Annotated in this window: 23 protein-coding genes; 13 read left to right on the top strand and 10 right to left on the bottom strand. The window is 54.5% G+C overall.

The genetic code is table 11. The annotated features are described in order from the left end of the window. Nucleotides 1-72: 72 nt before the first annotated feature. From F5984_RS03460 to F5984_RS03450, 3 genes are all read right to left on the bottom strand, one after another. Nucleotides 73-1,140, bottom strand: coding sequence for an NAD(P)/FAD-dependent oxidoreductase (locus tag F5984_RS03460; RefSeq protein WP_152122789.1), 1,068 nt, complete (start codon nucleotides 1,138-1,140; stop codon nucleotides 73-75). Next, complete coding sequence (gene cmk, locus F5984_RS03455; RefSeq protein ID WP_152122788.1) at nucleotides 1,137-1,883, bottom strand: (d)CMP kinase; 747 nt, start codon at nucleotides 1,881-1,883, stop codon at nucleotides 1,137-1,139. Before cmk ends, F5984_RS03460 begins: the two co-directional genes overlap by 4 nt. Nucleotides 1,884-1,997: 114 nt before the next feature. Further along, on the bottom strand, nucleotides 1,998-2,573 hold the full coding sequence (locus F5984_RS03450) for a GNAT family N-acetyltransferase (RefSeq protein ID WP_152122785.1): 576 nt from the start codon (nucleotides 2,571-2,573) through the stop codon (nucleotides 1,998-2,000). Between the two features lie 182 nt (nucleotides 2,574-2,755). On the opposite strand from F5984_RS03450, the gene F5984_RS03445 reads away from it, so the two are divergent. Then, the gene (locus F5984_RS03445) at nucleotides 2,756-3,340 is read left to right on the top strand and encodes a DUF4126 domain-containing protein (protein WP_246168798.1); all 585 of its coding nucleotides are present in this window, start codon (nucleotides 2,756-2,758) and stop codon (nucleotides 3,338-3,340) included. Between the two features lie 84 nt (nucleotides 3,341-3,424). On the opposite strand, the gene F5984_RS03440 is transcribed toward F5984_RS03445, so the two are convergent. Continuing rightward, nucleotides 3,425-4,315, bottom strand: coding sequence for an SDR family oxidoreductase (locus tag F5984_RS03440; protein WP_246168797.1), 891 nt, complete (start codon nucleotides 4,313-4,315; stop codon nucleotides 3,425-3,427). Nucleotides 4,316-4,403: 88 nt separating this feature from the next. After that, nucleotides 4,404-5,243: a crotonase/enoyl-CoA hydratase family protein gene (locus tag F5984_RS03435; protein ID WP_152122783.1), complete on the bottom strand. Its 840-nt coding sequence runs from the start codon at nucleotides 5,241-5,243 to the stop codon at nucleotides 4,404-4,406. 184 nt (nucleotides 5,244-5,427) lie between these two features. Between F5984_RS03435 and F5984_RS03430 the strand changes: the two genes are divergently transcribed. Next, nucleotides 5,428-6,555 (top strand): trans-sulfuration enzyme family protein, encoded by a 1,128-nt coding sequence (locus tag F5984_RS03430; RefSeq protein ID WP_152122781.1) that lies wholly within the window; start codon nucleotides 5,428-5,430, stop codon nucleotides 6,553-6,555. A 33-nt stretch (nucleotides 6,556-6,588) separates the two neighbouring features. On the opposite strand, the gene F5984_RS03425 is transcribed toward F5984_RS03430, so the two are convergent. Continuing rightward, nucleotides 6,589-6,891 carry a hypothetical protein gene (locus F5984_RS03425; protein WP_152122779.1) on the bottom strand — a complete coding sequence of 101 codons (303 nt, stop codon included), beginning with the start codon at nucleotides 6,889-6,891 and terminating at the stop codon, nucleotides 6,589-6,591. Nucleotides 6,892-7,044: 153 nt separating this feature from the next. Here F5984_RS03425 and F5984_RS03420 point away from each other — a divergent pair, with 153 nt between their 5' ends. Continuing rightward, nucleotides 7,045-7,644 (top strand): NADPH-dependent FMN reductase, encoded by a 600-nt coding sequence (locus F5984_RS03420; RefSeq protein WP_185155405.1) that lies wholly within the window; start codon nucleotides 7,045-7,047, stop codon nucleotides 7,642-7,644. Between the two features lie 77 nt (nucleotides 7,645-7,721). Here the strand turns inward: F5984_RS03420 and F5984_RS03415 are convergent, their stop codons facing one another. After that, nucleotides 7,722-8,918 carry a cysteine desulfurase family protein gene (locus F5984_RS03415; RefSeq protein WP_152122775.1) on the bottom strand — a complete coding sequence of 399 codons (1,197 nt, stop codon included), beginning with the start codon at nucleotides 8,916-8,918 and terminating at the stop codon, nucleotides 7,722-7,724. Between the two features lie 389 nt (nucleotides 8,919-9,307). Between F5984_RS03415 and F5984_RS03410 the strand changes: the two genes are divergently transcribed. Further along, a complete protein-coding gene (locus F5984_RS03410; protein WP_246168796.1) occupies nucleotides 9,308-9,682 on the top strand; it encodes a sugar 3,4-ketoisomerase in 375 nt (124 codons plus the stop codon). A gap of 14 nt (nucleotides 9,683-9,696) precedes the next feature. On the opposite strand, the gene hemN is transcribed toward F5984_RS03410, so the two are convergent. The 3 genes from hemN to F5984_RS03395 all read right to left on the bottom strand — a co-directional run bounded on the left by hemN (nucleotide 9,697) and on the right by F5984_RS03395 (nucleotide 12,140). Then, the gene (hemN, locus tag F5984_RS03405) at nucleotides 9,697-11,073 is read right to left on the bottom strand and encodes an oxygen-independent coproporphyrinogen III oxidase (protein ID WP_152122771.1); all 1,377 of its coding nucleotides are present in this window, start codon (nucleotides 11,071-11,073) and stop codon (nucleotides 9,697-9,699) included. Nucleotides 11,074-11,233: 160 nt separating this feature from the next. Then, on the bottom strand, nucleotides 11,234-11,641 hold the full coding sequence (locus F5984_RS03400) for a group III truncated hemoglobin (protein WP_152122769.1): 408 nt from the start codon (nucleotides 11,639-11,641) through the stop codon (nucleotides 11,234-11,236). A gap of 79 nt (nucleotides 11,642-11,720) precedes the next feature. Beyond that, nucleotides 11,721-12,140, bottom strand: coding sequence for a hypothetical protein (locus tag F5984_RS03395; RefSeq protein WP_152122767.1), 420 nt, complete (start codon nucleotides 12,138-12,140; stop codon nucleotides 11,721-11,723). Nucleotides 12,141-12,428: 288 nt separating this feature from the next. Between F5984_RS03395 and F5984_RS03390 the strand changes: the two genes are divergently transcribed. The 9 genes from F5984_RS03390 (at nucleotide 12,429) to F5984_RS03350 (ending at nucleotide 26,311) form a co-directional block, all read left to right on the top strand. Continuing rightward, nucleotides 12,429-12,815 carry a T9SS type A sorting domain-containing protein gene (locus tag F5984_RS03390; protein ID WP_152122765.1) on the top strand — a complete coding sequence of 129 codons (387 nt, stop codon included), beginning with the start codon at nucleotides 12,429-12,431 and terminating at the stop codon, nucleotides 12,813-12,815. 232 nt (nucleotides 12,816-13,047) lie between these two features. Continuing rightward, on the top strand, nucleotides 13,048-16,236 hold the full coding sequence (locus F5984_RS03385; protein WP_152122763.1) for a SusC/RagA family TonB-linked outer membrane protein: 3,189 nt from the start codon (nucleotides 13,048-13,050) through the stop codon (nucleotides 16,234-16,236). Nucleotides 16,237-16,250: 14 nt separating this feature from the next. Beyond that, on the top strand, nucleotides 16,251-17,768 hold the full coding sequence (locus F5984_RS03380; protein ID WP_152122761.1) for a RagB/SusD family nutrient uptake outer membrane protein: 1,518 nt from the start codon (nucleotides 16,251-16,253) through the stop codon (nucleotides 17,766-17,768). A 235-nt stretch (nucleotides 17,769-18,003) separates the two neighbouring features. Then, nucleotides 18,004-20,715, top strand: coding sequence for a c-type cytochrome (locus F5984_RS03375; RefSeq protein WP_152122759.1), 2,712 nt, complete (start codon nucleotides 18,004-18,006; stop codon nucleotides 20,713-20,715). Between the two features lie 84 nt (nucleotides 20,716-20,799). Further along, entirely contained in the window at nucleotides 20,800-21,573 is a 774-nt protein-coding gene (locus F5984_RS03370) for a 3-keto-disaccharide hydrolase (RefSeq protein ID WP_152122757.1), read from the top strand. Beyond that, nucleotides 21,570-22,631 (top strand): aldose 1-epimerase family protein, encoded by a 1,062-nt coding sequence (locus F5984_RS03365; RefSeq protein WP_152122755.1) that lies wholly within the window; start codon nucleotides 21,570-21,572, stop codon nucleotides 22,629-22,631. The genes F5984_RS03370 and F5984_RS03365 overlap by 4 nt, the downstream gene beginning before the upstream one ends. 57 nt (nucleotides 22,632-22,688) lie before the next feature. Beyond that, entirely contained in the window at nucleotides 22,689-23,912 is a 1,224-nt protein-coding gene (locus tag F5984_RS03360) for a class I mannose-6-phosphate isomerase (protein ID WP_152122753.1), read from the top strand. Between the two features lie 116 nt (nucleotides 23,913-24,028). After that, on the top strand, nucleotides 24,029-25,054 hold the full coding sequence (locus tag F5984_RS03355) for a sugar phosphate isomerase/epimerase family protein (RefSeq protein ID WP_152122751.1): 1,026 nt from the start codon (nucleotides 24,029-24,031) through the stop codon (nucleotides 25,052-25,054). Between the two features lie 93 nt (nucleotides 25,055-25,147). Beyond that, the gene (locus tag F5984_RS03350) at nucleotides 25,148-26,311 is read left to right on the top strand and encodes a Gfo/Idh/MocA family protein (RefSeq protein ID WP_152122749.1); all 1,164 of its coding nucleotides are present in this window, start codon (nucleotides 25,148-25,150) and stop codon (nucleotides 26,309-26,311) included. Nucleotides 26,312-26,442: the final 131 nt, after the last annotated feature.

The raw sequence follows: 26,442 nt of genomic DNA, 5'->3' as shown, positions 1-26,442 counted from the left end.
AGAAAGGCCGAAAGGCAATCCCTAAAACAGGACCGGTTTACTAAGCCACTACCCACAAACTGAACAACTTCGCTATGTACGGTAATATAACGAAAGGCAACGTTGAATATTAACTTCAGGGTCTAATTCTTCACCTTTCAGCAGAAACTGAGCAAACTGCCGAGCCAGATAAGGGGCCAGTGAAACCCCTTTACTGCCCAAGCCACCGAAGATACCCACCGACGGATAGGCCGGGTGAAGACCCACAAACGGCCGACGGTCCTTAGTGGCCGGCCGGATACCCGCCGACTGACCAATTACCTCGTAAGGCACCCGTAGTAAGTCACGAATCTTTGCTTCTAAAAACGCACGACCGTCGGTAGTTGTTTGCCAATCGAGGTCATGCCAGCTATAGGTTGCCCCTATTTTTATCGTAGTGTCGTCGATAGGTAAAATAAAAGCTCCTTGATTGACTATATGTTTGATAGGATAATTCAAAACGCGGGCCGTCAGAACTTGCCCTTTTGCGGGATTGTACGGCAACCACGCAAATAATGGATTCTCGCGGGCCATCACACCATCACAAAATATAACTTTTTTAAACTGGCAGCCATCAAAATTAATCGACGACCCATTGATTATTAGTTCATTGCTATTTATAAACGCCGAAATAAATTGTTCTTTTTCCGCGAAATACGCACGAATTGAATCAACAAATCGATTTAAATCCAGCCAGCCAGCCTGCGTTACTTCGAGGCCACCAAAGGAATTGGTTATATATGGAGCAAAAAATTGGTTATCAGGCGATTGATTCACGTACCGAGCGACATCAGGGTCGGCGGTATACGTTTCATAATCGTTTTTTTCAGCTAACGACCGGTACGGCCGGTACACAGAGCGCGGATGAAAGAACGAAGCCGACAGCTTCGCTTCCACTTGCGTGTAGAAACGATGGAGAAACGGAAACAGATCGTCGGCCCGCCAGGTACGAACGAGTTTGCGGCCTGTCAGCGGATTCACAATACCAGCCGCTACCCGCGAGGCTGCGGGCTGTTCAGGAGCATCGGCAAGGAAAACCCGGCAACCCATCTGATCGAGAGTCCAGGCAAGCACCGAACCAGCAACGCCCTGCCCAACAATCAGATAGTCACCGTTTGTCATGAGTTAGACGTGTTGGAGTCAGCCTCCGCCGAGCGTCGCTGCGCGAAGTGACCCTCCCGATACAGTTCGGCAATTCGCCGGTCGGCTAAAGCTACCACCCAATCAATTTGCTCTTCGATGGTCATGTGCGTGGTATCCAGAGGCACTGCATCGGGTGCCTGAATCAGCGGACTCTCGGCACGACTCGTGTCAATCCGGTCGCGCTTCTCAATATTGGCCGTGATATCTTCAATGTCTACCAACTCGCCTTTCTCCAGCAACTCGCGTTGGCGCCGGAAGGCCCGCACAGCCGTATCGGCCGACATAAACACTTTCACCTCCGCGTCTGGAAATACCTTGGTGCCGATATCCCGACCATCCATAACTACGCCCCGACGACGGGCCATTTTCTGCTGCTGAGCCACCATAGCCCAGCGAACCTCCGGAATAGCACTTACCTCGCTCACGTAGTTGGAGATATACATTTTCCGGATTTCTTCTTCCACATTCAGCCCGTTCAGGCAGGTTTCGTTCCGGCCAATTCGGGGATTGAAGTTGAAGGTAATATGAATCTGATCAAGCGCGGCAGCTACTTCTTTGGGGTTAGTGAGTGCCACATGTTGCTGGATAAAAAACAGACTGACCGCCCGGTACATAGCCCCGGTGTCGATGTAGCCATAGCCCATTCGAGCTGCTACTGCTTTAGCTGTTGTACTCTTTCCGCAACTCGAATAGCCATCAATGGCAATAATGATTTTAGGCATGGGCCCCAGTGAAAAGTTGCGCAAAGTAAGCCCAAAAAGACGGCAAAATCAACGTAGGATTATTCCAGAACGATATGTATGAAGGCGGCAAACGAGTTAAAAATTAACCCCAATTTATTCGGAAGCCGAAGTAAGTTGACCGTTGGCCGGGTCTGCTCTGAGCGCCATGTACTCTTCTCGTAACAAGGCAAAAATGTGCTCGTCGAGGTACTGATTGTTCTTTACTGCGGCTTTCCGGTGAACGGCTTCCGCCCGAAAATGGGCTTTTTCGAGCACCCGCATCGACGGAGTATTCCCCTCCAACACACAGGCAAACAACCGGTTAACCTGAAACCGATCAAAAATATACCCAATCATCACGGGCAGCACTTCTGAGATAATGCCACGCCCCCAGTAGGGCTCACCCAGCCAGTAACCAATCTCGGCATTGTACCGGTAAATATCATCTTTCACCGTGAAGCCTACGTTACCCACAGCCTCTCCACCTACCTCGATGGCGAAGTTGTTAGGTTGGCTGTACGATTTGTTGGAGCGCACCCAGGCGTTGGCGTCCCGGATGGTGTACGGGTACGGAAAAAAGTCCCGAACATTGTTCCAGATCCGTCGGTTACTGGCCTGCCGAGCCAGCGATTCTTCGTCTCCTTCGCGCCAGGGTCGCAGGTGGCACGTGTTTAAAGTATAGGTAATCAATTCTGAATGGTTTAGGAGAAAACTACACCTTTCTCCCGTGCTTAACAAGGCTCCTGCTCAAATGTTACCAAAATGCTGTTGCCTGCATCAATACCCCACCGATATTTGTCGTAAACCTCTCCCCTACCCCAGTAGTTAACCAAAAGCAATCGATTTTTTCATTCTACATAAACCCCACACGTATGAATTGGGATTGGATAATGAGTGCCTGCTTGGGCGTTGGGCTGGCGGCCTGTTGCGGCTTTCGCGTTTTTGTGCCCATGCTTATTGCAGGCATAGGTACCAAGCTCGGCCTGATAGGCACTATGGGCGGTTTTGAATGGATCAGTAGTTGGCCCGCCCTGTTTCTGCTCGGCGTAGCAACGGTAGTTGAACTGGGGGCCTATTATATTCCGTGGCTCGACAATGCGCTCGACACCATCGCGGGCCCAACCGCCATTGTAGCGGGCACTTTACTCAGTACATCGTATTTACAGATCGACAGTCCGGTGCTCGACTGGGGCCTGGGGCTCATGCTTGGGGGCGGATCGGCCGGGCTGATTCAGGCGGGAACCAGCCTGCTACGGCTGGGGTCAACGGCCACTACAGGCGGTTTGGCTAACCCCATTGTATCAACCACTGAAAACGCAGCTTCATTCGGCTTTTCTATTTTGGCTATTCTACTGCCTTTGCTGACGATGGTCATTCTATTCGTCATCCTGATTTACATTGCCAGTCGACTCCTCAACAGACGGCGGGTGACCTTTACCAAGCCGGCCAAACCATAGATCGGCTACCTTTCATTCGGTAAAAAACAATCGGCACGGCTCCCCAAACCTCAGTTTCGGTAGCCGTGCCAATTAGCTAAGCAACTAGCTCTGTCCCTCTTTTTTACTGGCTCGGTTCGCCTGTTTAATCACCTCCCCGATCATATCCCACTGCTCGTTGGTGACTACTTCGAGATGGCTAAACTCACCCGCATTGAGCACCTCGCCCCCGTCAATGGTAATACACTCACCGGTGATATACCCCGAGAAGTCGGACAGTAAGTAAGCAGCCAGATTAGCCAGTTCCTGATGCTCGCCCACCCGCTTGAGCGGAATCCGGCTGGTGGGATCCATCATGCTCGCCAACGGCTCCGGAAACAACCGGTCCCAGGCTCCTTTTGTCGGGAATGGCCCGGGCGCAATGGCATTGAGCCGGATGCCGTATTTGCCCCACTCAGCCGCCAGCGACTTGGTCATAATTAAGGCTCCGCCCTTGGCCACGGCACTTGGCACCACATACCCTGAGCCCGTAGTGGCGTAGGTAGTCGAAATATTCAGCACCGTGCCTTTTATGTTGTTCTCAATCCAGTACTTACCCACCGCCAGAGTAAAGTAGTACGTCCCCCGCAAGACAATGTCAACTACGGTGTCGAAGGCTTTGTACGACAGGCGCTCGGTAGGGCTGATAAAGTTACCTGCCGAGTTGTTGAGCAAGCCATCTACCTGCCCGAACCGCTCTACGGTTTGGGCAATCACGTTTTCAATCTCGGCCGGATTCCGCACATCGCACTGCACAGCCAGAACCTGCCCGTTGGTTTCGGCCATTAGCTCCTGAGCGGTTTGGTCGATAACGGCCTGCCGACGGCTACAGATGGTGACATTGGCCCCCAATTGGAGAAAATACCGGCTCATAGACCGACCCAGCCCGGTACCGCCACCGGTTACAATAATTGTTTTGCCCTTGAGCGCGTCGTCGCGCAGCATTCCTGTTGTCATAAGTTAAAAGAGTGACGAGTGTACGAGTGAAAGAGTGGATCTGTTCGGCGCGGGGTCGCTCTTGCACACTTTCGCTCTTGCTACTCATTTAGTATCCCCGTTCCGATTTTTTATTGAACGCTGCCTTTCGTTTTTCAACTGTTGCCTGCATGGCTTCGCTAAAATCCGCTGACTGCATTTGGCTTGAGTTCCAGACCGCTACATACTGCATACCTGCTTCCAGGTCTTTGCCAATGCCGTAGTTCAGCACTTCTTTGGCCCCCTGAACGGCCGAAGCCGGCAAATCGGCAATCTGACGGGCCATCTGATCGGCTGCGTTAAAAAGAGCGTCAGGGTCGTCGTAGACATGGTTGACGAGGCCAATTTTTTGGGCAAACTGGGCGTCGAAATCTTTGGCCGTCAGAGCCAGTTCGCGGGTGTACCCCTGCCCGATAATATGCGGCAGGAATTGTAAGCCGCCAATGTCGGGCGTAATGGCCAACCGGGCTTCCCGAAGGCTAAATTTGGCATCGGCCGAACACAGGCGAATGTCGGCCGCAGCAATCATATTGACCCCACCGCCAATGCACCAGCCATGAATAGCGGCAATGACCGGGATGGGCGACTCGTGCATTTTGACAAAGCCCGACTGCATAAACCGAATTTGCGCCATCAGCCGACGGCGTTCGGCCGCCAGCGGATTACCGCTCGCCATAGCGCCAATGCGCGGTAGCATACGGGCCACATCGAGGCCATAGCTAAAATGCTCACCGGAACCCCGAAAAACCAGGCAGCGCACACCCGGCATGGCCGTTACTTCGTCCATCGCTTTGGGTAATTCATCCCAAAATTCGGGGCCCATAGCGTTGCCTTTTCCCGGACCGAGCAGCGTAACGGTCATCACGCCATCCGACAAGCTGAGCGAAAGAGATTGATAGGTTGTGGTCATAGCAATAAATAGTATGCGTGCATACAAACTTCCGTAAAGCTAATCAGAAGGGCTTGCGGTTGTACATTTCAGATAAAAATTTGATTTATGAAGGCCGGTACACGCCGAATACGTGGAAAACTGCAACCGGGAAACTACCGGGTCCGGCTGCGGGTTTACTAACCAGACAACCCGAATCAATCCTATGCATTTCGATACGCTCGCCATCCAGGCCGCCCATCAGTCGGACCCCACTGGGGCTATTATTCCGCCCATTCATTTGTCGACCAAGTTTGAGCGCGATGCCGAGACGTACGAACCCGTAGGGGGGCATATGTACTCGCGGGCCAGCAACCCTAACCGCGATGCGTTTGAGAAAGCGTTGGCCCAACTCGAAGGCGGGGCCGTGGGCATGGCCTTTGGATCGGGGCAGGCAGCTACCATGACACTCTTTCAGGCATTACGCCCCGGCGATCACGTCATTGTACCGCGCCAGGCTTATTTCAGTACCCCGCTGCTACTCGAGCAGGTGTTTCATCCCTGGGGCCTTACCTACACCCGCGTTGAAATGAGCGATCTGGACGCTGTCCAGGCCGCTATTCACGAAAATACGCGGGTGATCTGGACCGAGACCCCCTCGAACCCCCTGCTGACCATGACCGATCTGCTGTTGATTTCGCAGATGGCGCACGAAGCCGGGGCCATTGTGGTGTGCGATAACACCTGGGCTACGCCCGTATTGCAGCGCCCCCTCGACCTGAACTGCGATGTGGTGATGCACTCAACAACCAAATACCTCGGCGGGCATTCGGATGTCCTGGGTGGAGCCCTCGTTTTTAAAGACCCCAACCACGAACTGGCCCTGCGGGTGCGGCAGATCCAACAGTTGGGTGGGGCTGTTCCGTCGCCGTTTGATTGCTGGCTCCTACTGCGGGGTATCAAAACCCTCGGCGTGCGGGTGCGAGCCCAACAGGCCACGGCACAGGCGTTGGCCGAATTTCTCGACGGGCACCCCTCTGTAGAAAAGGTGTATTATCCCGGTCTGGATAGCCACCCGCAACGGGCCTTGGTGAAGCAGCAAATGAACGGGCCGGGTGCTATGCTCTCCTTTGGCGTAAAAGGCGGTACAGCCGAAGCCCTGCGCGTTTGTGGCCATCTAAAGCTGTTTATCCGGGCCACCAGCCTCGGCGGTACAGAGAGCCTCATAGAACACCGGGCCACGGTGGAAGGAATTCACACCAACGCACCCGACAACCTGCTGCGCGTGTCTGTAGGGCTCGAACATGCAGAGGATTTGATTGCCGATCTGGATCAGGCCCTCAAAAAAATATAAGATCAGCGGGTTAGAACTCTGGCCCGCCCGGTTCTACTTCTTTTTCTTCCGACGGGGCACTACCAGCTCCTCCTTAAGATATGAGCCTGCGTCATAAACGGGCATCGGTGCGGCCGATTTGTCATACCCGCGTACAGGCATATTGTCGAGCGTAGCCCGAACCACATTGGACGTATCGCCCGGACGCCGATAAAACTCATTTTTCGGCGTCCGGGTGGGTATTTGGGAATGGGCGGGAACCGAGCCGCGTCGACTGACCCGATCATTAGGTACCTGCGCCCTGACCGAAAAGCCCACTAAGAGGCAAAAGCCAATTTGGAGGTAGCGTGTTTGCATTGTGCAGGGAGAAATTTGGCAATACGACGGCCCGGAAAGACTGTGTTGAAATAGATGCACACGGGTATTCGATTGCACACGCCCTGCAAAAAAATCAGAAACCAAATGATGCTACAGACCGTTTTACGGCTGTATCGCTTCGTAATGTACTCTATGACAATAACTATTGTTGCCAGCTCTCCGCGTACGGGCAGCAACTCTCTGCGGTTCGCGCAGTACCTGAAAAATATCCTGACCGAATCTGGTCACGACGATATTCGTCTTGTTGATTTTGCCCAGTACGACATTCCATTTGTGGGTACTGGTTCGTTACAACCCAATCAGCTAACTCCTTTTCAGCAGGAGCTGATCTCTGCCTGGGAAGCCGCCGATCTGGTTTTTTTCGCTATTCCCGAATACAACTGGACCACTACCCCCCAGTTCGACAACGCTATTCACCAGTTGGGTGGGCCCGCTTTCAAGCATTTGTTCAACAACAAGGTATTTGCCGTGGCGGGGGTTTCGTCGGGGCGCGGGGGTCGTCAGCCAGCCCTCAACGCGGGTATGGTACTGAACAAGATCATCAGCTTTACCAACAGCTTTTCGGTGGTATCGCCCAAGATTTATGAGTCGCACGAGACAGCCATTAACCTCGACGAAGGAGGGCATTTCAAAGGCCATGAGGTGTACGAAAAAACAACCCGTGCCTTTGTCGACTATTCAGTAAGTGTGGCCCAGCGCTGGGCCGCTGCCAACCTGGTGGAGGCTAAATAGCTTGGATTAGCTTATCAAAAAGGCCCCGAAACTGACGTCTCGGGGCCTTTTTGTATGCATTTTATAAAGTGCCTTACTTACAGCGAGAACTCTTTGTTGTAAAGGCCCACCAGCGTATCTACAGCGTAGTCAATTTCTTCGATGGTGTTGTATTTACCAAACGAAAACCGCACATAACCCCGGTTAGGGTCAAGGCCGGGCAGAGCCGCCAGTACGTGTGAGCCAATATTGGAACCACTCGAACAGGCCGAGCCCCCCGAAGCTGATATTTTGGCAATATCCAGGTTGAACAAGAGCATATCGCTCATGTCGGACTGCGGCAGGCTCACGTTGAGCACTGTGTACAGGCTATTGTCACAGTCGGCCGAAGCCCCGTTGAACCGCACATCATCGAAACGCTCGCGCAGACGTTCAATCATTCGCTTTTTCAGCCCCTGTATATGCTGACGATGGACATCCATATCGCGGTAGGCAATTTCGAGCGCCTTCGCTAACCCGATAATTCCATACACGTTTTCGGTGCCACCCCGCTGATTTCGTTCCTGAGATCCCCCGTGAATGAAGGGATGAATAGGGCCCCGACTGGCACGGGTGTCGCCGTTGGCATACAAAAATCCTACCCCCTTAGGCCCGTGAAACTTGTGAGCTGCCCCCACGATAAAGTCGACGGGTAGCGTTTGCAGATCGTGCCGATAGTGGCCCATAGTTTGCACCGTATCAGAATGAAATACCGCCCCGTATTCCCGGCACATGGCCCCTACCTGCTCAAGCGGTAACAGATTGGCAATTTCGTTATTGCCGTGCATGAGCGATACCAGCGAGCCATTTGCGTACTCATCACGACCCTTTTTCAACAACGCTTCGAGGTGGTTCAGATCCAGCGTACCATCAGGGCCTACTTGTACCAGATCAAGGGTAATCAGGCCCTCCTTGGCTGCGTGCTCCAGGGTATGCAGTACCGCGTGATGTTCTAAGGGTGATGTGATAGCATGGGTAATGCCGTAGGTTTCAATGCTCCCCATGATAGCCGTATTATCGGCCTCAGTACCACCCGAGGTGAAGAAAATCTCCGCCGGGGAAGTATTAAGCAACGAGGCTACCGTTTTGCGGGCCTTTTCAATAGCCGAACGCACCCTACGACCATGACTGTGGATAGATGAGGGGTTCCCGAATTGCTCGGTCATCAAGGGCAGCATAGCCTCCAGCACTTCAGGGTCGAGCCGGGTGGTGGCGGCATTATCTAAATAAACAGAATCGCTTGTTGACGGGATCATGCCGACAAAAATACGGCTTTTCTGCCGTAAACAGGAGTGGTAACCGCCCCGTTCGTAAAAGGTCCGTATTGCCGAACTGATTTATTTACCGTTTGGTTAGGGCAATAGCCAGTTACAAATTTAAATACGTACACTGAACCGTACCCCACACCACCCCGGCTGTCTCTGTTAATCAGCCGTTTGATCAGTCAAAACGGCAACAATTACTCCTTAGCTTGAGTACCCTATTAGCCCTCAAGTGATAGAGCTACCTTCTTTGAGGTTGTAGGATGACGAAAAGAGTAATATCTTGCCATCGCTTGACTTATCGTAAAACTTGCGACTTACTTTTTTATAATTAATCTCCGCCTGCTCTAGACAAACCGACAGCAGGATGTGTGTCCCACTTTATGGCCCAGTTGATACACTCTTTGACTGATGAAGAACCTATTTCCTTACTGAACGCACCCCCTAAACGCTGCTTTTTTATTTATGGCTCTCAACCGGATAAACAACGTGGCCAACATCGGCATCGGCACAGTATGATGCTGATGAATTGTGTGCGTGGCTCGGTCCGGGTATATGTCCAGACGCCGAGCCATGATCAGTATTTTACCCTCGACGATTCAACCAAGTACCTGCTCCTCTCGCCCTCCGACTGGCGAATGATGTATGACTTCACGCCCGACGCTATTTTGGTTGTAACGAGCGATTACCCTTATGTGGAAGAAGACTACATTGAAGCTCCCTACCGAGAGCCGGTTTTGGTACAGCCCAACGCTTAGTAAGCCGATGGTTTTTATACGGTCGATGAAAAGACCCGGACTGACGTAGGTGTTGTTGGCAAATACCGGTCCAATACCATACATACATTCCGAATAAACGGGCGTCCTTCCTCTGCAATCCGAACCGACGTTTCGGTAAACTCGATGAGCCCATCCTCGGCCATTTGTTCCAGCCGGGGCCGCATCGCTTCCCATTCTTCCAGGGTCCATTCATCGGCGGCCCAGCTTGTTTGAAACCGACACATCAGATTCAGAATGTGTTCTCGAACGCGCCCGTCCTGCCGCGATAATACATGCCCTTTTACCACGGGTAACTCACCCGCAGCGATCAGCCCCAGGTACGCATCTACGTTTTTCTCGTTCTGCCCGAACGCCATGCCTACGTCGCTTATGGCCGAAGCCCCCAAACCCAGCAGCACCCGGGTTTGCTGGGTGGTGTAGCCCATAAAGTTACGGTGCAGGGTACCATTGTCCATAGCCCGGAACAGACCATCGTGTGGCTTGGCAAAGTGGTCAATACCAATTTCGGAGTAGCCCGCGGCCTCCAGCAGATCGCGGCCTGTTTCGTAGAGTTTACGCTTCTGATCGGCCGAGGGCAGGTCTTCGTCGCGAAACCCACGCTGCCCGGTGCCTTTTACCCAGGGCACGTGCGCATACGAGTAAAACGAAAGCCGGTCGGGCTGTAACGAGAGGGTTTGGCGGATGGTGTTCTCTATTGAGCTGAGCTGCTGAAACGGCAAGCCAAACACCAGATCGTGACTAATAGACGTGTAACCAATCTCGCGAGCCCAACGCGTGACCTGTTCTACGTGTGCAAAAGGCTGATGGCGGTGAATGGCCCGCTGTACCACTGGGTCGTAATCCTGGACACCGAAGCTCACCCGCCGAAAGCCCCAGTTGTAGAGCGTTTGCAGGTGCTCAGCAGTGGTATTGTTGGGGTGACCCTCCCACCCATAATCAGGCGATTCGGTAGAGTCGGCCCGGCGGAACAACCCCTCCATCAGGCGGTTCAGCTCAGAAGAGGCAAAAAAGCTCGGCGTGCCTCCCCCCAGGTGTAGTTCGGCAATACGGGGCCGTTGACCGGTTTGAGCAAGCGAATCACAATACAGATTCCACTCGGCCAACACGGCGTTGATGTACGGTTGCTCTACGCCGTGGTTTTTAGTAATGCGCTTATGACACCCGCAAAACGTACACAGGCTTTCGCAGTAAGGCAGGTGAATATACAAACTGATACCAGCCGATGCGTTGGTTTGGGCAAACGCTGTAAGCAACCGTTGCCCAAAGGCATCGCGGGTAAAAGCGTCGGTATTCCAGTGGGGCACTGCCGGATAACTCGTGTAGCGAGGACCAGCTACGTTGTATTTCTGAATGAGAGAGACGGGCGTCATAGTGAACGCAAAACTGCCCCTATTTGGCTACACGGCCTCTGAGGTGGGTTAGTCGCGTTGCTGACTTTGGTCAGGAGCGACCCCTGTAAGGTCTGTGAGACCTTGCAGGGTTGAAAAGAGTGGAAACCTGTAGGTCTCACAGACCTTGCAGGTTTAAACGTCAATCCTCTGTTTTTAGCAGCCCCATGCTGTAGAGCCGGCTTTGCATAACCAGCGCAATCGACTGCGCCCGGATCATGGCCTGATCGGCACATTCGCCCGCAAAACATTCGTGCATGGTTTGACCAAATAGCTCCAGCCACTGATCGAAATGGGCGGGGGTAAACGGCGTTTTGAGCGCCAGCTCAAAATGGGGCCGCATAGGGTTGCCCCGATAATTGTCGGTACCGAGCAAAATGCTTGTCCAGAAAGCAGTAATCCGGGGCATGTGCTCAGGCCAGTTGACCTGAGCCACCCCGTCGAAAATATGCCCCAAATCGGGGTTCTTCCGAACGCGCTCGTAGAATCGCTCCAGAAAAAAGGCAACGTCGGCTTCAGTGGCGATATCGCGTAACGGAGTAGCGGGCATTGTGTAAGGGATAAACCAACTGACACCTGCTCACCTATCGGGATAGACGCCGTTGTACGAACGATAAACGTTTATAACCTTATATCAGGTTCAGGCCAACCAATTTTCCGAGAAACGCCTGGCACCGCTCTTTCATGCGGTTCACCTCGGCGGAAAGGCTCGGGAACAAAGGTACCTCGGCAGGCTGCGGAGTAAACCGGACATCTGGACATTTAGCATCGGTTGTCTGCGCACTGCATCCCGCCCCGGCACACACCACGTCGACCTGCAATTGGTGAATGTGGTTCTTGAGCCGACTCAGGGCCGAGGCATATTGTACCGTTTGCTGCTGCAAATCGAGATAACCCATTTGGGCGGGCAAATCGGTCAGTAACGACAAAAGTTGGTCAATTTCCTCTTCGCTTTGGTGCAATGAGCTGGCCCACTGCTGATGCTGGCTGCGGCAGGTCAGCACAGGATGGGTTGTATCAGAAAAGGCCATCAGTCGGTTGGTAGTCATACGTAGCAGAAAATAGAGTTTCTATCCCGCAAATTGCACGCTTCCGGGCGGCACTTCCCTGACAAGCGTCAGCGCACAAACTGATCTTCGTCAGGCAGACAGTGTCCGCTCGGGTGCCTTTACCCGCACGCACTGTTCGGTATCGAACAAGCCGCTGTCCGTTTGCGTACGTACCAAAGCCCTCACCCAAAACACTTTCTTCTGATAATCAGCACATTAACCAGATTGGCATACCAATTGTAAATAGAGAGGTGAACAGTAAACAACTTTTTTAAACAACACACAACCATGTTCACTTTCCTTCAACTCGCCACAGTAGCTCAGCTGTTTAGTGCCGCCATCAGCAACACACCTGCCCCGGCCACTGAGCCCATTAAAACAGCCAAATCGCTGTCGTTTGCCGCCAGCGCCTACGTAAACCAGCATAGTCATCTTCGGGTGTCGTTGTACAAAAGCGAGCCCGGTATCGTCGCTATTCGATTATATGACCAGAATCGGCATGTGTTGTACAATACGTCAACAGGTAAAAAGCAGTTGAAAGCTGCCTGGCAACTGGACCTTAGCGAGCTGCCCAATGGTACCTATACGCTGGAATTTAACGGGCGTGAGGGCCAGTTGGTCCGCCAGATTAAGATTGGCACTCCGCACACCTCCCGAACGATCGCCGTTCAGTAATAAGTAGTAGGATTAAATTGATCTTAAAAGCCACCCTGCCCGACGGGGTGGCTTTTTTCATATTGGTAGCATACTGACAGCCAGAGAGATGCCAACTAACAATAGGTAAGTGGATGAAAGTCGGTTAGGTATGTAGGGGAAAGTGAGCGGAGCCTCGATAGTAATATTTGGGTAAGGAGTTGTCTTTAATCGAGTCAACTTTATCCGATACCAAATTCTTACCCTGCAATTTATGAAACAGCGTTATCGTATGCTTGCATTCTGTCTGACGGCCGGATGCATCAGCAGTTTTGCTCAGGAGGCCCCCGTCTCCCGATCCAAGCAGAGTTCTTCTGCCAGCGGTCCAGTTCTGGCCTTCCGCACTACAAAACCCGACAAAAGCCCCCGCCTACAGGTAGCCGATGTGGTGGTCTCGGGGAAGGTGACCGATGAGCAAGGCAATGGTTTACCCGGCGTGAGTGTCGTGGTAAAAGGCTCTACTCAGGGTACCAACACCGACGGAAATGGTAGCTTCCGGCTCTCGGTGCCCAATGCAAATGCCACGTTGGTTTTCAGTTTCGTGGGTTATGCCCGTCAGGAGGTGACAGTCGGTAGTCAGACTAACCTCACCGTGAAATTGGTGCCAACCGACGAAACCCTCAATGAAGTGGTGGTGGTCGGATACGGTAGCCAGTTGAAGAAAGAGGTAACCGGAGCCGTACAAACGCTCAGTGCCGCCGAAATCAAAGATTTACCCGTATCGCAGATCGGCCAGAAACTGCAAGGACGGCTGGCTGGTGTGCAGATCAACCAAACCACCGGTCGGCCGGGCGCGGGGATTAACATCCGAATTCGCGGGCAATTATCAGTATCGGCCGGTAGCGACCCTTTGTACGTAGTTGATGGATTCCCGATTACGGGGAACATTGCCCAGCTCAACCCCGACGAGATCGAGGACATCTCGGTTCTGAAAGATGCCGCATCGACCTCGCTCTACGGATCGCGGGCGGCCAACGGTGTGGTACTCATCACGACCAAACGGGGCAAAAGTGGCCAGACCAACGTAAGTTTCAACACGTTTGCGGGTATCCAGCAGGTGCCTGAGCGGGGCCGGGTCAAGATGCTCGATGCCCAGCAGTTTGCCCAGTTTAAGAAAGAGTTTTTTGAAGATCAGGGACGCCCCGTACCTACGGAGTTTGCTAACCCAGCCGATTGGGCCAACAAAAACAACGACTGGTACGGCGCGGTACTCCGTACGGCTCCGGTACAGAGCTATAACCTGAGTATCAACTCAAACCGCGACAAGTCGAATACGTCGGTAGTAGCCGGTTATTTCAACCAGCAGGGTGTGGTACTAAACAACGAGTACAAGCGGTTTTCGCTGCGCCTGAACTCCAACTACAACATCTCCGACAAGGTGGGAGTTGGTTTCAACGTTGCGCCCTCGTATGTATTCGACAACACACCCCGCACCGACGGCGACCGGGGTACGGGTATTCTCTTCAACGCCCTCCATACCTGGCCGGTGATGCCTATCCGCGATCAGAATGGCAACCTGACCCTGTTCAACAACTTCCCCGGCAGCACCGGCAACATTTTTAACTACCCCAACTGGGTACGTGCCGCCGAAGAACTGACCAACGAGACTCGTAACACCAACCTGCTCTCAAACGCCTACATTCAGTATCAGCCCATCAAGGGTCTGACACTCAAATCGACTATCAACGTCGAATACCTGAACTCGAAATTCTTCTTCTTCAACCCGTCGACGGCTACCAGTGCCATCAACGTACCCGTACCAACGCTGGCCGTGTCTATCCGGCAGGCCCGCGAGGATATATCGTGGCTGAACGAAAACCTGGCTACGTACGTACGTTCGTTTGGTAACCACAATTTTGAGCTTCTGGCCGGTTTTACGAACCAGCACTTCCGGCAGGAATTTTCACGTATTCAGGCTGATACCTACGCCGATGACCGTCTGCCAACGATCCAGGCAGCCCTTAATATCAACCGGGGTGGTACGCAAAACGGCGTGAACGAGTGGGCACTGACCTCGTATCTCTCGCGACTGACCTACAACTACAAAGGCAAATACCTGTTTACGGCGGCTATCCGTACCGATGGGTCAAGCCGGTTCGGGGCCAACAACCGCTGGGGTACCTTCCCATCGGTGTCGGCAGGCTGGGTTGTATCTGACGAGGAGTTCATGCAGAAACTGCCTACCATTTCGTTTGCCAAACTGCGGGCCAGCTACGGCGTCATTGGTAACAACAACATTGGTAACTATACGCAGTACGCACTGGTCAACAACACCGTGAACGCGGTATTTGGCAGCACCGTAGCTACGGGTGCTGTGGTTACCTCGCTCGCGAACCCCAATCTGGGCTGGGAAACCACCAATCAGCTCGATCTGGGCCTCGATCTGGGTCTGCTCAACGACCGGATTCAGTTCACGTACGACTACTTTAACAAGCGCACCACCAACCTGCTCTACGCGGTGCAGATTCCGCAAGAGGCCGGTTTCGGTAACTTTAACGACAACATCGGCGAGATTAAGTTCTGGGGCCACGAGTTTGCTGTAAACAGCCGCAACACTACCGGCAAATTACGCTGGACTACCAACGCCAACATTTCGTTTAACCGCAACAAGGTAGTGGCACTGGCTCCGGGTATCGACCGGGTGTATGGCTCCTTCCACATTACGCAGGTTGGGCAGCCGTTTGGGCAGTTCTACGGTCTGGTGAAGCAGGGCTTTTACATGACTGCCGACGAGGCCAAAAACCTGCCTTCGATCCCCGGCCGTTCAGCCGTGGGAACTATCAAATTTAAAGATGTCAACGGCGACGGTGTGATTACCTTCGGTGGCGACCGCGACGACCGAGCCATCATTGGTAACCCATTCCCGAAATTCATCTACGGCATCACCAACAACCTCAATTACGGCAACTGGGATCTGTCTATTGTGGGTTCGGGTTCGCACGGCAACCAGTTGTGGGTACGGCACCTGTACAGCACGGCCAACCTCGACGGCGTGTTTAACATGGTTGAAGGCGTGAAAGACCGTTTCCGGGTAGGGCCCGATGGCCGCGTGATTACGCCCGGTGCAGGCATGTTCGGTGTGACCAACGGCGGGGGTAACTTCACCGGAATTGAGCGCGACTGGCCAAGCAGCCACTTCGTAGCCGATGCCTCGTACTTCACCATCCGCAACATCACGCTCGGTTATAACATCGGGGCTGTGCGGAAATTCTTCAAGTCAGCACGGGTGTATGCCTCGGTGCAGCAAGCGTATGTGTTTACGAAATACCGGGGCGGGCCAAACCCCGAGACCAGTGCTCAAGGCGATGGGCAGGGCGACGGTGGCAACCTGAGCCCCGGTGTTGACCTCTCCAACTACCCCGTTCCACGCACGTACACGCTCGGCGTTAACCTGAACTTCTAAACACTGACCTATCCATGAAAATCAAGTTTATAACCACCGGCCTATTGGCGCTGACACTCGCGCTCACCGGTTGCGAAAAAGACTTCCTGACGGTTGTGCCCGAAACGGCCCTCAGCTCGGCCACCTTCTTCACCAAAGATACCGACTTCCAGCAGGCGGTCAATGGTGCCTACGTACCCCTCCGCCCCATGTTTAACGAGCGGGCCTGGATTCTGGGCGAAATGCACTCCGACAATACCTACTACGCCCGCAACGTCTTGTTCGGGGCCGTAGAAAACACTCAGAACGTAGCCGACTTCGCCGTACCGAAATCTAACGGCGTAACCCCCAACGACAACGTGCTCTGGATGTACCGGTTCAGCTACCAGATTATTGCCCGGACCAACGAGATTCTGTCGCGCATTGATAACGTAACCTTTACCAGTCAGGACGTTAAGAACAACGTAAAAGGGCAGGCTCACTTCCTGAGGGCGTTCGCTTACTTCCAGTTGGTACGGCATTATGGCAAGGTTCCGATGCACCTGACGCCCGTAACCGGTCGGGAAGATGCAGCCGCTCCGCTTGCCTCGGTCGATGAAGGGTTTGCGCAAGTGATCAAAGACGCCACCGAAGCCGCCAAATTGTTACCTAAGAAAGCGGCTCAGGAAGCCGGCCGGGCCACCTCAGGCGCTGCCAAGACCCTGCTGGCCGACGTGTACATGATCCAGAAAAAATGGGCCGATGCCGAAGCGCAGTTACGCGATGTGGTGAACAACGATACGTACCGGCTCATGCCCGACTACAACGATGCGTTCTCGTTTACGAGTGCCAACAAGAACAACGCGGAGTCGGTATTTGAGGTACAGTATCTGGAAGGGGCCGCTGGTTTCAACGGCAACCATATCTACCGGTTTGTACCCACACCTATTACGGCCGCCGAACTCGCACCTATTACGGGTACCTCAAACCCGCAGCCGCTATCGGGTGAGAATAACAACATTCCAACGCCCGACATCATTGCTGCCTACGAACCCGGCGATAAACGGCTCGATGCGTCGATTGGCTACGTGACCCTCAGCCAAAGCCTGCGCGACGACAAGCGGTATCCGTACATCAAGAAGTACGCCCGGCCCCATGCCCAGCACAACAATACGGGCCAAAACTGGCCGGTATATCGCTACGCGGAGGTACTGCTGCTACTGGCCGAAGCCCTCAACGAGCAAGGCAAAACCGGCGAGGCTATTCCACTGCTGAACCAGATTCGGACACGGGCCGGTTTGGCCGCGACAACGGCTACTTCTCAAACGGCTCTGCGTGAAGCCATCTTCCGCGAACGGCGCGTTGAATTAGCCTTTGAAAACAAACGCTGGTTCGATATTGTCCGGACGGGCCGGGTGAATGAAATTATTGTACCGTACGGCAACCGGATCAAGGCCAACCCACAGGCCTACTATTTCCCGGCCGGGGCGGTGCCGCCACCCAACGCCTTTACGAACTTAGACATCTACTACCCGCTACCGGCTGTAGAGTCTGATCTGACCCCGCATTTTTAGGCCTATCCTGCTCCGGCTGACTTCAAGAGCGAGGTCAGCCGGAACCTTTTCGTCTCTTTTTACCCACTATGCGATCGATGAACGGGTTGGTGGTCAGTGCCCCAGGCACTGACCACTCTTCCCGGCCCTTTTAGCAGACAGTAGAACCAGCCGCCCGTATGCCTCTTAGCACTATACAGGCAATACAATTGGATTCTATTCAGACTACCTCGTAAACATCCCTACGGACAATATTATGTTTTCAACCATCAACGTGGCCAAACTCGGCTTTGCTTTGGCAGCCATCGCGTTTACCGGGGTCTCCTGGATCACGATGCAACAGGCCAATACGGGTAAACCTCAGGACCCGTCGAAGACCGATAAACTGAAACTCTTGCCCGGCTTCAAGGCCGAGCACCTGTATAGCCCATCCGACAACAAACAGGGGTCGTGGGTTTCAATGACATTTGACGACAAAGGCCGTATGATTACCTCCGATCAGTACGGCTTTTTGTATCGGCTCGAAATGCCGCCCATTGGTGCAGGCGGCACGCCTAAAGTCGAAAAACTCGACGTTCCAGTGACTGTTCAACCCGGCGATACTACCAAAAACAAGGTGGGCATGGGATACGCACAGGGCCTGCTGTACGCTTTTAACAGCCTCTACGTGATGGTGAATCACCGGGGTAACAAAGAATTCGAAAAAACGAGTGGCCTGTACCGGTTACAGGACACCAACAACGACGATAAATTTGATAAAGTAACCCTGCTCAAGCAACTCAAAGGTGAGGGCGAACACGGGCCCCACAGCATTGTGCTGGCCCCCGATAAGCAGTCGATCTACGTGATGTGCGGTAACTTCACCGACGTACCTCAACTCGACGCGTACCGGTTGCCGCGTGTTTGGCAGGAAGACAACCTATTCCCGGCTATTAAAGACCCACGCGGCCACGCGGCCGACCGGATGGCTCCGGGCGGATGGCTCGCGAAAGTGAGCCCCGACGGTGGACGTTGGGAGTTGATGGGAGCGGGTTTCCGTAACACCTTCGACTTTGCGTTCAATGATGCGGGCGACATTTTCGGGTACGACTCCGACATGGAATGGGACTTTGGTTTGCCCTGGTACAAGCCCACCCGTATTTGCCACGTAACCAGTGGTGCCGAGTTTGGCTGGCGGACGGCGGCCTCCAATTGGTCGCCCGCGTACATGGACTGCCTGCCTGCTACGCTCAACATGGGTCAGGGCTCGCCAACGGGCGTGTTTGCCGGCCGGGGCTCGCGCTTCCCGCAAAAATACCAGAAGGCAATGTATGCCTTCGACTGGAGCTTCGGCATCATGTACGCCGTGCATATGCAACCCAAAGGGGCCTCGTACAGCGCCACCGCCGAAGAGTTTATATCGGGCTCGCCCCTACCCCTTACCGATGGCATGATCGGCCCCGACGGAGCTTTATACTTCCTGACCGGAGGCCGTCGGCTGGAGTCGGACCTGTACCGCATTACCTACACGGGTAGCGAGTCGACGGCTCCGACCTCAACAGTAGTAACCGTTACGCCAGAGCACAAACTGCGGACTCAACTGGAGCAGTACCATACCGGCCCGAATCCGGCAGCTGTAGATGCCGCGTGGCCGCACCTGAACCACCCCGACCGGTTTGTACGCCATGCCGCCCGGATCGCCGTTGAGCATCAGCCCGTAGCCCAATGGCAGGCCCGCGCCCTCGCCGAAACCGACCCAATGCGGTTAAGCCAGGCTATGTTTGCCTTATCGCACCACGGGGACAAATCGCTCAAAAGCCAAATGATCAAGGCGTTGACGGGCGTAAAACTGGGAACCCTAAATGAAGAAGGCCAACTGAACGTGCTGCGGGCACTCGAACTGGTGAGCACTCGGTTTGGCTTGCCCGAAGGCCCCGACCGCGACCGTGTGATTGCCCTGCTCAACCCGCTTTACCCGGCCAAAACTGCCGACCTCAACCGTTTTTATGTTCGCTTGCTCGTATCACTCGAAGCACCGGGCGTGGTTGAAAAAACCATGAAGCTAATGGCCTTGAAAGACGAGGGCGGTAAGAATGCCGTGGGTGGCGAAACCGTAACGGCTTCCAGCGACCTCATCATGCGCAACCCGCAGTACGGCCTCGACATTGCCCGGATGCTGGAGAAATTCCCGCCCGCCCAGCAAACTTACTATGCCACCATGCTGAGTAGCGCCAAAACTGGCTGGACACCCGCCCTGCGCGATACGTACTTCCAGTGGTTCAAAAATGCGTTTAATTTCCAGGGAGGCCGCAGCTACGTCGGCTTTATCGACAAAGCTCGCAAGCTGGCACTTGCCCACGTGCCCAAGGAGCAGTTTGAGAAATACAACAAAATGTCGGGTGCCGACCTGCTCACTAGCTCCGGCAACGACCTGGCCCTGAGCTACACCCCCAAAGGCCCCGGCCGCCGGTGGGAACTGGATGCCGCCCTGGCGGCTATCGACACGGCCATGACCAACCGCGATTTTGACCGGGGTAAGAAAATCTACTCCGCCATTTTGTGCGCCCGCTGCCACAGTATGCAGGGCGAAGGTGGTGATATTGGCCCCGACCTGACTCAGCTCGGCACCCGGTTCTCGAACAAAGACATGCTGGAGGCTATCATGATGCCTAACAAAGCTATTTCGGACCAGTACGCGGCCACCATTTTTACGCTCAAAAACGGGCAGTCGGTGGTAGGTCGATTGGTGAACGAAGACAAGGTGAACTACTCGGTTTCACAAAACCCGTTTGCCGCCGACCAACTGCGGAAAATTCCGAAGAAAGACGTCGTCAACAAGAAATACTCGACGGAGTCAATCATGTTGCCCGGCCTCATTAACAGCCTCAACCCCGACGAACTCCGCGACCTGATGGCGTACCTGAAAGCAGGCGGCAAGTCGGACCACGCCTTGTTTAAAGCCGGTAGCCCCGGCAACGGCGGCAAATAACTCTCTCAGTAACAGCGTACCGATCAACCTAACTGCTTGATCGGTACGCTCTTTTAAACCCTAACAACCTGCATCATTCTGACCATGCTCCGACGCAACACCTTACCCTGCCTGCTGCTGGCGCTGTGCCTCTCGGGCCCACTGGCCCTGCCCAGCCTGGCGCAAAAGGCCAAAAAAGAGAAAGGCTTTACCTCCATTTTCAACGGCAAGAACCTCGACGGCTGGGATGCCGACCCCAACTACTGGCGGGTAGAAGAGGGTATTCTGGTGGGCGAAATAACGCCCGACAAACTCCTCAAAACGAACAATTTCATTATCTGGAAAGGCGGTGAGCCAGGCGATTTTGAGTTTAAAGGTGAGTTCAACATCACCGAGTCGGGTAACTCAGGCATCAACTACCGCAGCGAGCGCCTGACCGACGTACCGTTTGCCCTGCGCGGCTATCAGGCCGATATCGACGGCCGCCGGATGTGGACCGGTCAGAATTACGAAGAACGTCGGCGTACTACCCTGGCCTACCGGGGCGAAAAGGCAACCATTAACACCTTCTCCGGCGATGCATCGCCCGAGGCTATCCGCAGCAAGGTGGCCCGCAATGCCTGGACCGGCCGCACCGTCACGGGCTCGTTTGGCACGTCGGACTCACTCAAAAACTTTGTCAAGCCGGGCGAGTGGAACACCATCCGTATTGTCGCCAAGGGCAACACCCTCCGGCACTATGTCAACGACATTCTGATGAGCGAAGTAGTCGACGAAGACACCGTCAACGGCAAAGCCAAAGGGTTACTCGGCATTCAGGTGCACGTAGGCCCGCCCATGAAAGTACAGTACCGTAACCTGATGATGAAAAAACTGTGACGCGCCCTCTCTGGACCGATAAAATCTCGCACCCCGCTCAGCTGGGGGGCATCGAAACCTCCGTTCTCGATAATGGCCCCGGCCGGGGTTCGCGCATTGCCTGGATCAACACGGGCACGGGTCTCCGCTTCAAAATGGTGCTCGACCGGGCCATGGACATTGTGGAGGCTTTTTACAACGAACATAGCCTGGCCTGGCTGAGTCATGGCGGCATTACGGCCCCCGAACCGGCCATCAATCACGGCATCGACTGGCTCCGCACCTTCCCTGGTGGCCTACTCACCACCTGCGGGCTATCCAACGTGGGCGGGCCCAACGAAGACGCCTACGGCCAACGAGGTCTGCACGGCCGTATCAGTAACCTCCCCGCCGAACTCGAAGGGGTGGTTCAGCCCGACCCCTTGCTCGGCGATTTGCGCTGGAGCGTAAGTGGGCGTATGCGTGAGTCGCAGGTATTTGGACCAACTTTAGAACTGAAACGCACGGTGTCGGGCGAGTTGGGCAAAGCCGTTATTTATGTGGAAGATACGGTCATCAACCGGGGCAACACACCCGCTCCGCACATGCTGCTGTACCACTTGAATTTCGGCTGGCCACTCGTCGACGAAGGTACCCGGATTCTGGCCAAAGGGAACTGGGAGGCTCGCCCCGACGATATGAGCCGTGCCCGTTTCAACCCCGATACCGACTACCGTACCTGCCCCCCTCCACTCGACGCCCATAGCGGTACGGGCGAAGGAGCCGCCTTTGTTGACCCCACGCCCAACGCCGAAGGGCTATGTACAACGGGGCTTTACAATCCCCGGCTGGGGCTGGCGGTAGCCGTTCAGTTCGAGAAAGAGCAACTCCCCTGGCTCACCAACTGGCAACACTGGGGCAAAGGTGAATACGTGACGGGCCTCGAACCCGGCACCCACCCGCCCATTGGGCAGGCCCAGGCCCGCGAGCAGGGTACGCTCATCTTTTTGGCGCCCGGCGAGCAAAAAAACTACCGTTTAAAAATCGAAATCCTGACCGATCAAGTAGCAATTGAGCATTGGCTCGCTTTGAACGAGTAAACGTCTGTTTAACCGAACAACAACCTGTTTTTTTGACTGACTAACCATACAACCTTTATGCAAACAGCAACAGCGCACAGCCTGGCCGAAAAAGCCCTCGAACAAGGTAAAGGCATTTTACGCCTGGCCCCCACCTGGGTACCCCGGTCATTTTGCGTGCCCGGCCGACGCATCAAACTTCATCCCGACGATTATTACGTACTCGGTGGCAACCGGGGCGGTATCGACGAGCGTTGGCTCTCATCCACCACACCGGCCAAAAATGGCCCCCTCACCGGCGAACACGAAGGCCTGAGCAAGGTTGTTTTCAACGATGGCGATCAGGAGGTTCAGTTTCTGCTGAAAGACGCCGTTGATGAACTGAAAGGTGCCCTTATTGGCGACCGGCTCTGGAACGGATACCAGTCGTGGCCGATGTACTCGAAGTTTTTCGACAACATGGGTCCCCTGCCCCACCACGTGCACCACAACGACGAGCAGGCGGCCCTCACCGGTCAGCTGGGTAAGCCCGAGGCCTATTATTTCCCGCCCCAACTGAACAACCACGGGGGCGATTTTCCGTACACGTTTATCGGCATTGCCCCCGGCACCAGCAAAGAGCAGATCAAGGAATGCCTGATGAATTTCACTAAGGGCGACAACAAGATCACCAATTACTCGATGGCCTACCGGCTTGAGCCGGGCACCGGCTGGGATGTGCCGCCGGGGCTGCTCCATGCCCCCGGTAGTATGTGCACCTACGAGCCCCAGAAGGCATCGGACATCTTTGCCATGTACCAATCGCTGGTCAACGAGGCTATTGTGCCAGAGGAACTACTCTGGAACGGCACCCCTCAGGACCGCATCGGTGATTACGACCTGCTGATGGATGCCATTGACTGGGACCTGAACACCGACCCCAACATGATGGCAAACCGCTACATGGTGCCCGTACCCGTGCGCGACGAAGCCGAAATGGCCGCCGAAGGCTACCGCGAGGTGTGGGTTTGCTACAAATCGGACGCGTTTAGCGCCAAAGAACTGACCGTGCTCCCCGGTCAAACCGTGACTATCCGCGATAGTGCGGCTTATGGCCTGATTATGATGCAGGGACACGGCAAAATGGGCGTATGGAATGTAGAAACTCCCGCCCTGATTCGGTACGGCCAGTTGACCAACGACGAGTTTTTTGTGAGTGAGCAGGCCGCTCAGGAAGGCGTCACGATCACCAACTACTCCTCAACCGATCCGCTCGTGATGCTCAAGCACTTTGGCCCCGAAAACCCAGACTTAACCTTGTAGTTTCCAGCTTTCTGTTTACAGTTTTCAGTGCTCAGGCTAGTCGGCATGATGAGCGAGAGCCAGTCGGCATGAACTGTAAACAGAAAACCGTAAACTGTAAACTCTAAATTAAAACCATGAATAACTACCCCAAACTTCACAACGCCACCTGGCCCGGACTCGTTGGTAAAGGCCCCGATTCTGAGCCCATTATTCCATTTGACACCATGCTCCAGATGACCGCAGCTGCCGAGGTCGACGGGGTTAAATTCGACGGTGTTGATCTGGGCCTGATCGGGCCGCACGTTGATATCGAAAGCTCCGACGATGATATTAAGCGGCTGGCCGACAAAATTGCCTCCCACAATCTGGTTGTTGGGTCGCTGGTGGCTCCCATCTGGGGAGGGCCCGTGCTGGGCAGCGATGCCGACCGCGCTCATTTCCTCGACATGGTACGCAAAGCCTGCCACTTTGGTAAAGTGCTGCGCGACATGGGGATGCGCCCCAGCGGAGTAATCCGGGTCGACTCGGCCAGTTCGCCCCAGCAGTGGGATGCCGATCCGGTGGGCAACACCAAACTGATTGCCGAGACCTTCCGGGCGGCCTGCGACATTGCCGCCGAATACGGCGAGCAGATTGCCGCTGAAGGTGAAATTTGCTGGGCAGGTATGCACAGCTGGCGTGCCATGCTCGACACGCTTCAGCAGGTCGACCGGCCCAACATGGGCTTCCAGGCCGATATGTCGCACACCTTGCTGTACACAATGGGCTACAACCGGGAACAAGACCGGATTCTGCCCGAAGGCTACGACTGGCAGGATCGGCAGGTGCTGACCGACGCCCTCAAGACCCTGACCGACGCCCTCCGCCCCTGGACCATCGACTTCCACGTGGCTCAGAACGACGGCACCGTGTTCGGGTCGGGCTCGCACGACAAAACCGGGCGTCACTGCCAGGCCCTCGACCCCAATGGTAAACTCGATGTGGCCAATGATGCCGGTTTCTGGCTGCGCGACGAAAACGGCAACCTGACCAAGAAAATGCGGCATATCTGCTGGGACGGCTGTATGTTCCCCAACGACGTGATGAACAACCAGCAGACCTGGAACGATATTCTGGCCACGATGATCAAAGTCCGTGAAAAACACGGCTGGCAAGAGTAGAGACGCAACCTATTGCGTCTCTACGAGTACCCGAACAGACCATTATCCCTGAGACGGACACACGTTGCGTCTCTACAAACACATAAACCATCAATGTCTGCCAAAAAAGACCTTCGAATTGGATTGATTGGTACCGGATTTATGGGTCGTACCCACTCAAACGGTTACCGCCGAGTACCTAATTTCTTCCCGCAACTCGCCTACAACCCGGTGCTGAAAGCCGTTTGTTCGCGCAACCGCGAGAAAGTACAGGCTTTTGCCGATCAGTGGGGGTACGAATCTGTTGAGACCGACTGGCGCGCACTCATTGCCCGCGACGATATCGACGCCGTCGACATTTGTACGCCGAACGATTCGCACGCCGAAATCGCCATTGCCGCGGCCGCAGCCGGTAAAATGATTCTGTGCGAAAAACCCCTCGCCCGTAACGTGGCCGAGGCCGAGCAGATGGTGGAGGCCGCCGAGAAAGCGGGTGTTCAAACCACCGTTTGGTACAACTACCGCCGGATTCCGGCCGTTACGCTTGCCAAGCAAATTGTGGACTCAGGTAAGCTGGGTAAAATTTTCCATTACCGGGCCAACTTTCTGCAAGACTGGACGATCAGTGCCGATGTACCACAGGGCGGCACGGGCACCTGGCGGATGGACGTTGACGCGGCTGGTTCGGGCGTAACGGGCGACTTGCTGGCGCACTGCATCGACACGGCTATGTGGCTCAACGGGGCTATCAGCGACGTGTCGGCCGTGACCGAAACCTTCGTGAAAGAGCGGATGCATCAGCTCACCGGCAAGGTGCAGCCCGTTGGTATCGACGATGCCTGTATTTTCCACTGCCACTTTGCCAATGGCTCGCTTGGCCTGTTTGAGTCGACGCGCTACGCCCGGGGTCACAAAGCCTTGTACACCTTTGAAATCAACGGTGAACACGCATCGATCCGCTGGGATTTGCACGACCTGAACCGTCTGGAGTACTTCGACCACTCCGACGAGTCGATCGTGCGGGGCTGGCGTTCGATCCACGTTACCGACGGCGACCAACCCTACATGGACAAGTGGTGGGTGCCCGGCCTCGGTATTGGCTACGAGCACAGCTTCATCCATCAGGTAGCTGACTTCCTCAAGAGCCTCGAGACGGGCGAGCCTTGCTCACCCAATTTCCGCGACGCACTGGAGACCCAAAAGGTCTGCGAAGCCGTGATCGAGTCGGCCAACACACGCAGCTGGAAAGACACCGGCGTTCAGACGTTTACGATGTAAGTAGTGAAGCAGAATTAAATGTATAATGAACAGTGTAGAATGTATAATGAAAGAGCTGATTGTCAACAGGTGATCCAATTATTCATTGTGCATTTCACATTGTTCATTCACTTAATCTGAGCGAAAACACA

The organism is Rudanella paleaurantiibacter (assembly GCF_009184635.1).
In the GTDB taxonomy this organism is placed as follows: domain Bacteria; phylum Bacteroidota; class Bacteroidia; order Cytophagales; family Spirosomataceae; genus Rudanella; species Rudanella paleaurantiibacter.
Note: the sequence above shows the minus strand (reverse complement) of the source record. Positions and strands in the feature narration are given on the sequence as shown.